Annotated in this window: 14 protein-coding genes; 12 read left to right on the top strand and 2 right to left on the bottom strand. The window is 30.0% G+C overall.

Annotated elements, in window-relative coordinates:
• Window positions 1-17: 17 nt before the first annotated feature.
• The 10 genes from B3B03_RS01255 to B3B03_RS01300 all read left to right on the top strand — a co-directional run bounded on the left by B3B03_RS01255 (window position 18) and on the right by B3B03_RS01300 (window position 7,424).
• Window positions 18-731 (top strand): class I SAM-dependent methyltransferase, encoded by a 714-nt coding sequence (locus B3B03_RS01255; protein ID WP_346876278.1) that lies wholly within the window; start codon window positions 18-20, stop codon window positions 729-731.
• A 107-nt stretch (window positions 732-838) separates the two neighbouring features.
• Complete coding sequence (locus B3B03_RS01260; protein ID WP_346876279.1) at window positions 839-1,072, top strand: hypothetical protein; 234 nt, start codon at window positions 839-841, stop codon at window positions 1,070-1,072.
• 326 nt (window positions 1,073-1,398) lie between these two features.
• On the top strand, window positions 1,399-1,953 hold the full coding sequence (locus tag B3B03_RS01265; RefSeq protein ID WP_346876280.1) for a sigma-70 family RNA polymerase sigma factor: 555 nt from the start codon (window positions 1,399-1,401) through the stop codon (window positions 1,951-1,953).
• Window positions 1,946-3,391, top strand: coding sequence for a hypothetical protein (locus tag B3B03_RS01270; RefSeq protein WP_346876281.1), 1,446 nt, complete (start codon window positions 1,946-1,948; stop codon window positions 3,389-3,391). Before B3B03_RS01265 ends, B3B03_RS01270 begins: the two co-directional genes overlap by 8 nt.
• 195 nt (window positions 3,392-3,586) lie before the next feature.
• Window positions 3,587-4,090: a kinase gene (locus B3B03_RS01275; protein ID WP_346876282.1), complete on the top strand. Its 504-nt coding sequence runs from the start codon at window positions 3,587-3,589 to the stop codon at window positions 4,088-4,090.
• A 130-nt stretch (window positions 4,091-4,220) separates the two neighbouring features.
• Window positions 4,221-4,838 carry a cyclase family protein gene (locus B3B03_RS01280; RefSeq protein ID WP_346876283.1) on the top strand — a complete coding sequence of 206 codons (618 nt, stop codon included), beginning with the start codon at window positions 4,221-4,223 and terminating at the stop codon, window positions 4,836-4,838.
• 292 nt (window positions 4,839-5,130) lie between these two features.
• Window positions 5,131-5,748: a hypothetical protein gene (locus tag B3B03_RS01285; RefSeq protein ID WP_346876284.1), complete on the top strand. Its 618-nt coding sequence runs from the start codon at window positions 5,131-5,133 to the stop codon at window positions 5,746-5,748.
• A gap of 356 nt (window positions 5,749-6,104) precedes the next feature.
• Window positions 6,105-6,662, top strand: a complete 558-nt coding sequence (locus B3B03_RS01290) for a class I SAM-dependent methyltransferase (protein WP_346876285.1) — start codon at window positions 6,105-6,107, stop codon at window positions 6,660-6,662.
• Window positions 6,663-6,704: 42 nt separating this feature from the next.
• Window positions 6,705-6,899: a hypothetical protein gene (locus tag B3B03_RS01295; RefSeq protein ID WP_346876286.1), complete on the top strand. Its 195-nt coding sequence runs from the start codon at window positions 6,705-6,707 to the stop codon at window positions 6,897-6,899.
• Window positions 6,900-7,073: 174 nt separating this feature from the next.
• Window positions 7,074-7,424, top strand: a complete 351-nt coding sequence (locus B3B03_RS01300; RefSeq protein WP_346876287.1) for a DUF2200 domain-containing protein — start codon at window positions 7,074-7,076, stop codon at window positions 7,422-7,424.
• Window positions 7,425-7,577: 153 nt separating this feature from the next.
• On the opposite strand, the gene B3B03_RS01305 is transcribed toward B3B03_RS01300, so the two are convergent.
• Window positions 7,578-8,858, bottom strand: coding sequence for a M28 family metallopeptidase (locus tag B3B03_RS01305; RefSeq protein WP_346876288.1), 1,281 nt, complete (start codon window positions 8,856-8,858; stop codon window positions 7,578-7,580).
• A 297-nt stretch (window positions 8,859-9,155) separates the two neighbouring features.
• On the opposite strand from B3B03_RS01305, the gene B3B03_RS01310 reads away from it, so the two are divergent.
• Window positions 9,156-9,968, top strand: coding sequence for a DUF2225 domain-containing protein (locus tag B3B03_RS01310; protein ID WP_084178197.1), 813 nt, complete (start codon window positions 9,156-9,158; stop codon window positions 9,966-9,968).
• Window positions 9,969-10,108: 140 nt separating this feature from the next.
• Here B3B03_RS01310 and B3B03_RS01315 read toward each other — a convergent pair whose 3' ends face one another.
• Window positions 10,109-11,431, bottom strand: coding sequence for a sodium-dependent transporter (locus tag B3B03_RS01315; protein WP_346848716.1), 1,323 nt, complete (start codon window positions 11,429-11,431; stop codon window positions 10,109-10,111).
• A gap of 540 nt (window positions 11,432-11,971) precedes the next feature.
• Between B3B03_RS01315 and B3B03_RS01320 the strand changes: the two genes are divergently transcribed.
• The gene (locus B3B03_RS01320; RefSeq protein ID WP_346848717.1) at window positions 11,972-12,964 is read left to right on the top strand and encodes a DUF4003 family protein; all 993 of its coding nucleotides are present in this window, start codon (window positions 11,972-11,974) and stop codon (window positions 12,962-12,964) included.
• Window positions 12,965-12,973 lie beyond the last annotated feature (9 nt).

Consider the following 12,973-nt stretch of genomic DNA (forward strand, 5'->3'; position numbering starts at 1 on the left):
GAAAAAGGAGTGATAATGTGCGGATTATTAAAGAGAACCTTAGCAAGTTTTATGGAGGAAAGATTTTAGATGTAGGAACAGGACGAGGAGATTTCATCAAACTTTTGAGTGAAAATCTTAGGGGGTATGATAAGATTGTTGGAATTGATAGCCATGAAGAAATATTGGATGCAACTAGGGAAAAGCTTCATACAAAGAATGTTGAGTTAATTAAAATGGATGGAGAAAATATGGATTTTGAAGATGAAAGCTTTGATGCAGTTTGTCTATCAAATACTCTACATCATTTATCAGATAAAACAAAGGTAATTGAAGAAATGAAGCGGGTATTAAAGACTAATGGGATTTTTATTATAAATGAGATGTTCTGTGATCATCAGAACGAAGCTCAGATGTCACATGTTTATGTACATCATATAGGTGCAGATATTGATATGATTACTAACCGAATGAATCATAATTACACCTATAGAAGAGAAGAAATAAAGGAAATTATAAGATCACAGGGCATTAAAATTCTTGATGCTTTCGAATTTAAATATAGTGATGAGATTAATACAAATATAGATGAGTTTGAAGAAATATACACTGCTGTTGGGAAAAGGATAGAAAATATAAAGCAGTCACCAAGGTATGAAGAAATAAAGAAACGTTTTGAAGACCTGAAGGAATGGATGAACAAGTATGGTTTAGCAGGAGCCACTCAATTAATGATTATTGGAAAAAAATAGACGGATATGAACTTCACATTTGTTACATAAAGCGCTACTATCAAAGGAATATAATCATATTGTTAAATTGATTTAGAAATTTAGATTGAGGAGGCAGATATATAGAAATGAAACATATAATTCAAATAATATTTACAGTTATAGTGGTGTGTACTATTGTTGTTACAGCAATAAAAGTGATGAAGAAAAACCATAAGGAAACTTATATGTCTGAAGGTATGATCCTTGGCTTTGTAATCGGCGCTATTTCTGGTTATTATATAATGAATGCACTTATATGTATGCCTATAGGAATGTTTTTGGGTATTGAAGTTGGAAAAAATATAAGAAGAAATAGTTAAAATGATATTTCATTAAATAAATTATATTAGGAGTTTTGTTAAGAACCATACCGTAAGTGATGCTCCGGATCTTTAATTTGGAGAGCAGAACTTATACACCGTATAAATAAATGTGAAAAATAGCTTTAGCCTTTGACATGAATTGGCTAAAGCTATTTTTATGACTAAATGCTTTATCATAAGTAATATAAAATGAGAAATGTAATAAACCGTTATATAATAATTATAGTAAATCAGAAAAAAACTTTTAATATAAAAATGTCGCAAATTTAAGTTTCATTCGTTATATTAGTTGAGAGTACTCTTAAAGGATAAGGAGTGATTAAGTGAAAGCTTCGTCAGATGAAATTTTTCAAAATAACATGTTAGAACAGCTTTATGATTCTTACGAATATAAAATGTATGGCATTGCATATTCAATTTTAAATAATGAAGGTCAAGCAGAAGATGCAGTTCAGGACGCATTTATAAAGTTAATTCCACACCTTGAAGATATTAATAGTGTAACAAGTGTAGAGACAAAACGATTAATAACATACACAATAAAAAATGTTGCAATTGATATATATCGTAGGAATAGGAAAGAATCTGAACTATTTGCTAAAGGCGTAGACGAGCCAGTGATAAATGAAAATCAACAAGGAGTTGCTTATGTAAAAACAATAGAAGATAGACAAATCGTAGTACAATTACTTTCTAGTTTACCATCAAAATACCGTGAGATAATTAGGTATCGTTGTTATTACGAACTTAGTTATAAGGAAATATCACTATTATTAAATATCAGTGAAAAGGCAGCAGCTAAAAGATATGAACGTGGAAGAAAGTTGCTAAAAGAACTGATGGAAAAAGAAATGATAGGAGATGAATTGTATGGATAATAAAATTGATATTGATAGAATGGCGTATCTTATAGGTGAAGAAGATGCTATGGAAGAATTGGATAAATTTACAGAACCACATGGGTTCTCAAAAAAGTATGAAGGTGAGAAGATGAAAATGATTAAAAAGGTAAAAAATATAGAGCCTATTCCTATATCAAATAGAAAAAGGAAAGGAATGACAAAGAAAAAGACTATAGTACTTATTGCAGCCATTACAGCAACTTTAGCATTATCTGTAACAGCCTATGGAATAAACAAAGGAATTATATTTACTACAAGTAGGAACGAAGAAACAGGAATTACTACTGTTGAGGCACAATCAGAAGTTCCTATCAAAGGAATACCACTAATAAATATAACTCCAGGCTATCTTCCAGATGGATATGAACAATATGTAGGAGACAATTCGAAGTATTTCCTTAATGGTGACGCTTCTGCAGGAGGTGGCGAGATATTAATATATCAATCCGATTATGTTTATCAACCACCAAAATATAAAAGTATAGAAAAAACCACTATTGGTGGTGTAAAAGCACTGATTACAACATACGAAGATGGAGACAGTACTATTGATTTATGTTATGAAGAAGATGGACAAATTATTAGAGTTGGCGGACTTAATAGTATTTCTTTAGAAGAACTTAAAAAGGTAGCAGAAAACATTAAATATGAAGTAATTCCAGGAAAATTCATGGTTCAATATAATCCAGTTACTGGTGAAACCATTGATATAACAGGAGACACTACTGACCTATCAATTCCTGCTGATGGAATATGTGCTATGGGACAAGAAATAACTGGTAAAAAGTCTGCTAATGGTGAGCTAAGTTATATTGTAAAAGACGCTAAATTTATGGATAAATTACCTACATTAGATAAAAGTAAGTTCTATAACTATGATGAGTATTCTAAAATGATAAATGAAGACGGAACATTAAAGGATTATGAAAGAGTTTCTGTTAAATGGGAAAGCAATGAAATGAAAAATGTTACTGAAACAGCAAAATTAAAGTTTGCTTACGTAACTGTAATCATGACAAATCATTCTGATACAAAGTTAATAAACGAAATTATTGATCCAAAAGTTGAGCTTAGGACTAAAGCAGCAAATGGCACCCTTGAAGCTTTTACTAATAATAGTGATTTTATTAGTGATCTTGCAGCAGTTAGAGAACCAATATATTTTGATAAATTTAAGAATGAAGAAACTAAAGAATCAGAAATTGATCAAACAGAGCTTGATAAATTAGGCTTTAAAAATTATGCAGAGTATATATCTTTTTATGAAGGGATGGAATTTATGCTGTGTGATTTTGAACCACATGAAACTAAAGAAGCACATTTTATTTATGTAGTAGACGCTGATCATATTGATGATGCTTACATTCACATGCCTGTTGGTACTCCTCTTGGAAATTATGTTAAGCTAAAGTAATTAAATTAAAATCTATGAGGGCTATCTTAAAAAATACTTTGAGATAGTCCTTATCTTAAGTAGTATGAAAAATTATTTTAATATACAATTTTCAATAAAATGGTATAATGAATAGTAAATAATGTTTATACAATCTATATTTTTAATATATGGAATAAAATGTTAGTTTAATCAATTTGAAAGGGAATATAATAAATGGATAAAGAGGTTAAGTTAATAATACTAAGAGGTAATTCAGGAAGTGGTAAAACTACAACAGCAAAGGCATTACAAAAGAAATTTGGGCATGGTACCATGTTAATATCACAGGATGTAGTTAGAAGAGAAATGTTGTTTGTGAAAGATGGTCCTGATACAGAAGTAATTAAATTATTAAATGAACTTGTACTATATGGGAAAAAGCATTGCAATATTGTAATTTTAGAAGGTATTTTAAATTCAAGGTGGTATAGAAAACTATTTGAAAATTTACATAATGAGTTTGGTAATCAAATTTTTGCATATTACTTTAATATACCTTTTGAAGAAACTTTAAATCGTCATAAACAAAAACCTAATGCACATGAATTTGGGGAAAAAGAAATGAGAAAATGGTGGAATGAAAAAGATTTAATAGGTATGATTCCAGAGATATGTATACATAAAGAATTAAGCTTAACTGAAATAGTTAATATTGTTTATCAGGATGTTGTAAAGTGAAGGCTATAATTTTAAACTCCGTACCAGGTGTTAGAAAGACTACCTTATTGATGCTACACAAAGAGGGGTTGAAGAGATTAGAGATTTGTTTGTAGATTCTATATTAGCAACTTTAAAGGGGAGTAGGTAGATGGCTAAATATATTGATTTAAGTTATACCATAGAAAATGGACTAAGTACTCATCCTTACGATGAAGAACTAAAGCTATATCAAAATAGATTTTTGGTTAAAGACAAATACAATGACACGAAACTAGAAACTGGTATGCATGTTGGAACTCATATTGATGTTGTTAGCCACATGTTAGATAGTAATGTTTTAATAGATGATTATCCAGCAGATAAGTTTATTGGAAAAGGATGTTTACTTGATGTTAGAAACCAAGATGTTATTAAAATGAAAAAGATGTATTTAGATATTGTAGAAAAGGATAGCATAGTGATTCTATATACCGGCTTTGAAAACCAATTTGGATGCGATGATTACTTTACTAACCACCCCATAGTGGAAAAAGAGTTAGCTGAATTTTTTATAGATAGAAATATTAAGATGATTGGCATGGACTTGCCATCTCCAGATAAATACCCTTTTCAAGTTCATAAAATGCTACTAGAAAAAGATATTCTTATTATTGAAAATATGAAAAATCTCGGAAGTTTATTGAATGTAGATGAATTTGAGATTATTGCATTGCCTCTTAAAATAAAAGCGGAAGCATCCCCTGTGAGAGTTGTGGCTAGGATTTAAATTTAAGAATACTAATTCAAAAAATTGATAGTACAACGATATTGAGAACTCTACTATAAATAAGAAAAATAGTATTAATATGCTATGGTTACAAAATGTTAAGGAAAATAATCTGTTTCTGCATCAAAACCAATTAGCTGAAGAAGTTATGGAGGAATTTATGCTTTTATAGATTAGATGAGGTCGTATTATATATATGATTTCATCATATATAGTTTTATCCTATAATGCTTTGGAATTATAGGATTTTTTGTGTAAAATGTAGACATAACAGTAGATAGGAAGTGAGAAAATGAACCATAAAATACAAAGAATTAATAGCTATGAAGATGATAGGTTTGATAAAACTATTTTAAATCAACATGGTGCCTTTATTGTTGATGAAAAGTATAAATGTAGTTTTAAGATAATAAATAAAGATTCTGCTATTGTATTATTTGATAAGGAAGTTGATATATTTCAATTGATAGATGAATTTAGATTTTATTCTGAACACATTATTAATTTCTATGAGGAAAATATGGAATTAATAAAAGCTTTTACCCCCAATAATATATTTCACATAACTATTAAGGATATTCAGCCTTCACAGTTTTTCGTTGATATAGACAAAGTTAAAGCCATAGAGTCTTTCATAAAAAGTGAAGAAGATATTATCATTCCTCTAACAAAAATCAATGATTCTTTTATATCTTTGGATGGACATACTAGACTTTATTATGCAGTAAGTAAGGGATATTCTAAGGTAAAAGGCTATTTGACAGAATCAGGTGATTACCTAGAGGGCTTTGTAGAAGAAGCAAGGAAAAGAAAAATCTATTCCCCATATGACCTTAAGTTAATATCCCATGAAGAATATAAGTTAAAGTGGGATAAGTTTTGTGATGATTTTTTTAGTGAGAGGGAATAAAAGATTGAAAGCTTTACTGTATTGAATAGTAGTTAAAAATAGAGCAACTAATTAATACAGAATAGATGTTATAATTCTATATAATATTATGTTATAAATTGTTTTTATTAACATAACTTACATGATAAAATTTATATAAACAACTTGAATTACAGAAAATTAAAACTTCAAAATTATTTATAGTATTTAGAAGAGGTGGGACTCATTATGAGAAACAAACTAGGTAACTACTCAGTGCAGTTAATATAATCTGATAGCAGATTGTGCTGAGGTAATAAGATATTTGTTATCAGTTAACTGCATTACTTTTCAAATTAAATTATCATATTTAGTATATTATGAAAAGGAGTAGTTAAATGAATAGAGGAGAGTTTAAAAACTATTTAAAAAGTGAGGAAAAGAAAGGTTTTAAGGGATGGGATTTCTCATATCTTGATGGTAGATGGGATGGAGAACATATACCATGGGATTATAAAAAAATCTTATTATCTTATTTAAAAGCAGAGCATAAGCTTTTAGATATGGGAACAGGAGGAGGAGAATTCCTACTTACTTTGGACCATCCAGTTTATAACACGGCTGTAACAGAGGCATATCCACCTAATGTTTTAATTTGTCAGGAGAAACTAAAACCACTTGGTATAACAGTTAGGCAGGTATTTGATGACGCAGTATTGCCCTTTGAAGATGATTCTTTCGATATAATAATTAATAGGCATGAATCCTATGATATTAGTGAAGTTAACCGGATCTTAAAGACAGGTGGGCATTTTATTACTCAACAAGTAGGTGTAAAAAATAATGTTGATTTATCAGAAAAGTTAATCAATAATTTTAAGCCATCATATCCTCCTCATGACTTGAAGCATAATATTAAAGCTTTTAAAGATAACGGATTTGAAATTCTTAAGTAAGAAGAGGCTTTTACTCCTATATGTTTTTATGATACAGGAGCGTTGGTATACTTTGCAAAGATAATAGAATGGGAGTTTCCTAGTTTTTCCGTTGATACTTGTTTTGAAAACTTATGTAAAGTAGAGAGAGAACTCAATGAAATTGGGTATATAGAAGGAACAGAGCATAGATTTCTTATTGTTGCTAAGAAGTTATCAACATCTAATGAGACAGGAAATTTTAGATATAATTATTAGAATAAGATGAGTTATAGATTTTGAACTTGGGTGTGATAGGATAAATTGTACCATAAATAAATGCTAAATTTACGAAAGTCAGTAATAAATGATGTAAAAATGTAACTCCAATCTTTTAATAGGTTGGAGTTTTTTGTGATATAATATAAAAAATTATATAAGGGAGTATGCGATATGAGTAAACATAATATCTATACAATGAGTGTAGCAAAAATCTATCCTCTTTTGGTTACAAAAGGGGAGAAAAAGGGACGTACTAAAGCAGAAGTAGATGAAATCATCCGTTGGCTCACAGGATATAGCCAGGAAGAGTTAGAAGCTCAATTGGAAAAACAGATAGCCTATGAGACCTTCTTTATGGAAGCTCCTAAGCTGAACCCAGAAAGGGTTTTAATTAAAGGTGTGGTTTGTGGTGTACGAGTGGAAAATATTGAAGAACCAATTATGAAGGAAATTCGCTATCTGGATAAGCTCATCGATGAGTTAGCAAAAGGAAAATCCATGGATAAGATTTTGAGGAAATAATGATTAAAGTGAAAACAAAAAATACTAATGATATTTTGTAGAACGTGATGGATGAGATTGCCTCGTTATTTACGCGGGGTGAAGAATATCACAAGTAACATAAATTATATAAATAAAGAAGCTTACATCTCGTGATGTAAGCTTTTTTCCCTATTATTTCTTTTCAGATGTTTCTTCTTTTTTAGGGTCTTTATCAAAGTATTCATCTAATTTCTTTCTCATGTTCTCTGGAACCTTTTTCTCTATTGGGAAGGCTACTGAATTTATAACTGATTCACTGAATTCTTTAGTTATAATAGTAGTCAATTCTAAGGCTTCAGCACTTAAATATTCCATAACATCATTTCTTGTGTGGATGAAAGCTCCACCCTGTGGTGCAAAACGACAGAAGGTAAGAGATGGAATTCCTTCATCAGCAAAGGCTGTAGAATCACTTGAGTATATGTCTTGTTCTACTTTAAGTGGGAAACCTTTAATCTTAGCCATTTGATCAATATAATCAACTAAACTTTGCTCTGCAGTAACTAGAGCCATTTCTTTTCCAAGAATAGAGCCAGCCACGTCTACGTTAATCATTAGAAGGTGTTTCTTAAGCTCTTCCTCATGGTCTTTTAAGTAAGCTTTACTTCCAAGAAGCCCAACTTCTTCAGAGCCATACCACATAAATTTTACAGTTCTCATTGGTGGATTTTCTTTAAAGTGTCTTAGAAGTTCCATTATAATAACTGAACCAGCTCCGTTGTCATATACTCCAGTACTGTAAGGAACACTGTCATAATGAGCACCGAAGGAGATTATCTCCTCAGAGTATTTAGTACCTTCTAAAGTTACCACCACATTTTGAGAAGTTAGATCTACATCTTCCATGATTAGCTCTACATGGATTTTAGAAGCTTTGTTCTTAACCATATGGAAGCAATCTTTCATACGCATGTTAATTGTAGGTATTCTTCCATGCTGTGTATTCTTTTCACGGATTCTAGCTATAGAAATATCAGTTTTATCGTCTTCATCCATGGCAGTACCAGACATAGTTATATATCCAGCAATACCAGCATCCATAAGTTTCTTATAAAGTTTGGGATTTGGACGAGTATTTATTAGTACAAATTTTCCTTTAAGATCAACTAAATTTACATCCAAACCATCTTCAATGTATACAAAATCTGCAGTTATTCCACCTTCAGATGTACCAATTGAGCAGTTATATGGTGCAATCTCATATTCTTTTTCAAAGGGCTCTACAACCTTTAGTGTAGCTTTTTTAATTACAGAGCTAGGAGCTTTGAAAGACTCTAAGTGTCCTTCACAGCCAATTGAGGATATTTCCTCTAATAAAATGTTAGCAGCTTTTAACTCTTCCTCTGAGCCACTGGTTCTTACAAAACCGATTTTCTTTAGTAGTTCAAATTCTCTTTCAGCATTAATCTTCATTATATTCCCCCCTTATTTGTCCATCTAAATATATTATACTAGAGTTGTATGAAAATTGAAAATATAAATGCAGATATATAGTTGAAGAGGGGAAAGCCTAACCTATTGAACCTAATGTGATTAGAAACACCTGCTAAATCCATAATAAATTGAAATAAACCTTTATTTTCTTATATAAGTTTGATATAATATGAAGTTATGTTAGTAGAATTACATATATTTAAATACACTTGTTAGTATAGAATGCTATAGCGTATGATAAATGAAGAACATTACTAAAGTAGGGGGCAACTTAGTATGATTAAAATTTTTTCTTCGTTAAAAGGCTTAGGACTTAATTATGAAGACGATATAGAGTTATATACAAAAAAAGAAGATAAATACGATGAAGAAACAAAGGATAAAAAATCAACAAAAATTGATATTAATACATTACTTTATGATAAGAAGGTTACTTGTCCAGTTTGTTTAAAAGCTTTTACATGTAGAGTTGTAAAGGCGTATGTTCCTAAAGTAAAATCAAAAGATACAGATGCTTTTATAAGATATGAGGGGGTAAATCCATACTTTTATGAAGTATTGGTATGTCCAACATGTGGATATGCAGCATTAAAAAGTGATTTTCAGAAAATACAATCCTATAAACGTGAAGTTATACTTGTAAAGATAGGCAATCAATGGCAAGGTAAAGAATATCCTCAAGTTTATAATGAAGAAATCGCAATTGAACGTTATAAACTTGCATTACTAAATGCAGTGCTAGGAGAATTTAAAGATAGTACAAAGGCAATGCTTTGCTTGAAAATTGCATGGATGTATAGACTTCTAGAAAATAAAGAAGATGAGAAGGCATTTTTAGAAAGAGCACTTCAAGGATTTGTTATTGCTTATGAAAATGAACGAACTCCAATATACGGATTAAATATTTATTCTTTACAATATATTATAGGTGAGTTATATAGAAGAATAGGGGATTATACAAATGCTAAACTATGGTTAGGAAGAGTAATCGTAAGCAAGACGGATCAAAAAATAAAAGATAAAGCTAGAGACATGAGAGATTTAGCAAAAGATCTAGAGATAAAAGCAAATGAAGCTACTTGTGAATAGAGATATATGATTGTATATTAATGAGGTATTTAAAAGACTTGTGGTCATCTACTATTAAGTATATAAATTTTAGCTAAGATTATAATAAAGCCTATAGTTTTCTTTAATAAAATAAACTATAGGCTTTATTATATTATATATTAACCAATACCACCGTATATTAATCCTAAAATTATTACAATAATAGTTGTTGGCACAAAAACATATTTTCCAAAATTCATAAACCATATACCAATTTTACATTTTGAACCTAAATTTAACTGAGATAGAGTCTCATCTCTATCAAGTATGTAGAAGAATATAACAGCAGTAATTAATGCCCCCAATGGAGATAGAACTATGGTAATAAAGTTTGTGAAGTTGTTAAATAAAGAACTACTTAAACTTAATGGTATAGCTAGTATAAAAGCCGATATAGCTGTAATATAAGTGGTTTTCTTTCTACTCCACTTAGTTAAATTCATAATTGCTTCTACAGGTCCCTCTAACATAGCTATGGAAGATGAAATAGAAGCAAAAATAATACTTAAGAAAAATAAAGAACTTAGTACTTGTCCTAATTTCATAGTCTTGAATATACTTGGTACAGTTACAAATAGTAAAGCAGGTCCAGAGGTAGGGTTTAGATCTAAAGCAAATACTGCAGGCATTATTACAAAGGCAGCAAGTATAGCTGCAAGAGTATCAAACAATGCTGTAGATATAGCACAATTAGGTATATCAAAATTTTCGTCTGTATAGCTACCACACATAACCATACAACATCCTGTTAAGGATACAGTGAAAAAGGCTTGTCCTAGAGCCATAACCCAAGTACTTGGATTTAAAAGGTAGGACCAATCAGGAGTAAGGAGATACTTCACACCCTCTATCGAATTGGGTAGGCTTAATGATTTGGCAATTAGAAGTATAAATATAATAAATAACAAAGGTATAATGATTTTATTTATTTTTTCTATACCCTTAGAAATCCCAAAACTAACTATTACTAAAGTTATAAGAACAGCTAAACCATGCCAAAATACTGTAATATTACTATTTATAAAAGTAGTGAAGTAAGACTCTATATTTATAGTTAATATCTCACCAGTTAAACTTATGAAAAAGTATTTTAATACCCAACCAATAACAACTGTATAGAACATAAATATACCAGTTAGTCCTAAGGTTGGAATTATAGATATAATAGAGCCATGTTTAATATTTCTTTCTTTAAATATCTTTTGAAGAGCACCCATTGACCCTGTTCTAAACTGCCTACCAAAGGAAAACTCAGCAATTAACCCAACTGTTCCTAGTAGTGCTACGAAAATAAAATAAGGTATTAGGAATGCAGCCCCACCATTCTCACCTAATCTATAAGGGAACATCCATATGTTTCCTAACCCAACGGCAGCACCAACACATGAAAGAATGAAACCAAAGTTACTAGAGAATTTTTCTCTTTTTTTAGTATTTTGCAATTTTAATTACCTCCTAGAAATATGATATAAAATATTTATAATAATAAAAAAGACTCATAGATTACACTATGAGACCCTTAACCTAGGATATAAAAAGGCCTCATAGTTTATCTATGAGGCTAAATTTATTGCAACATAAACTCTTTAGCTATCATAGATACAAAACACTCCATTGGTGTGGTTTGTATCTATGATAATTGATATATAGACACAAACCTATCTAAAAAAGCTAAAGAAAGAGTTATTATTTAATTTTGAAATTGATAGGTTCGTTTTTAAATTCATAATCTTATCTCCTAATACGATATTTTATGTTATGTATCATATCATTGAAAAATATAGAAGTCAATAGATAGATACAGAATATATATTACTATAGTTATACCTATGAATAAAATATAGAAGAGTAGAGTTAAAAATGATATAATAAATTATATGGAAATATAGTAATTATTTACAAAAAATGTTATAACAATTTTATTATAGAGTGGGAAGTAGGATTATAGTCAATATGAGAAATTAAAGGAGAAGATTAAAATAATGAATACTAGAATTGAAAACAGATTAGATATATTTGTAGATTATACAATGCAATTAGGTAAAGTACTGAAATGGGATTATAAACTGTCACATATGTTATGCTCAATGCTATATACTAATGAGGAACGTATATTAGATGCAAATCGTATAAAAGAAATGAGAGAATACATTAAGAAGAATACAGGAATATTTTCTAGCTTTAAAGGGACTACTCTCCCAATAATAGCAACAATGCTATCTTTAGATGAAAATCCAGAGAGCTTATTTACGAAAACTCAAATTTTATATGATAAAATGAAACAACAGAATTTTCGGGGTTCCGAGTATCTTACCATTGCGGCAATGCAGGTTGCTAAAATAAAAACTGAATCTGAATACAATAGAATTATTAATCGTATGAAGGAATTTTATGATAGATTACGTAAAATACATCCATTTTTAACAAGTACAGATGATTATATTTATGTTGCAATGGTGGCAATGACAGATATTGATTTGGAATTGGCAATCAGACGTGTAGTAATAATAGAAGATAGATTAAGGCCAACTCTTGGTGGAGGAAATGATATGCAGGCATTGGCACTTGTGTTACTTCTTGCAGATAATGACGATGATGAATTATGTAATAAGGTTTTACAGTTATATAAGTACTTAAAGGATAAAAAGTATAAATTACGTTATAACGGAACAATGTCAACTCTTGGAGTTCTTGCCATGACTTCTAATGATATGAACCTTATAGCAGAAGAATTAGTGAATGGTGCAGAATACCTAAAAGATAAAAAAGGGTTTGGAGCATTTTCCATTAGCAAAGTGCAACGTGCTATGTTTTCTGCAAATTTTGTAGCACTTCAATATATTGGTGATATGAAGAATAATCTATTAGAAGGAACCATATCTAATAATATTACTAATATTATTATTGCACAACAGATGGCAACCGTTGCAGCAACTATGGCAGCAACTTCAGCAGCGGCTAGTTCAGCAAACTAGAAATATAAA

This window comes from Clostridium sp. UBA5712 (assembly GCF_002419845.1).
Taxonomy (GTDB): domain Bacteria; phylum Bacillota; class Clostridia; order Clostridiales; family Clostridiaceae; genus Clostridium_J; species Clostridium_J sulfidigenes.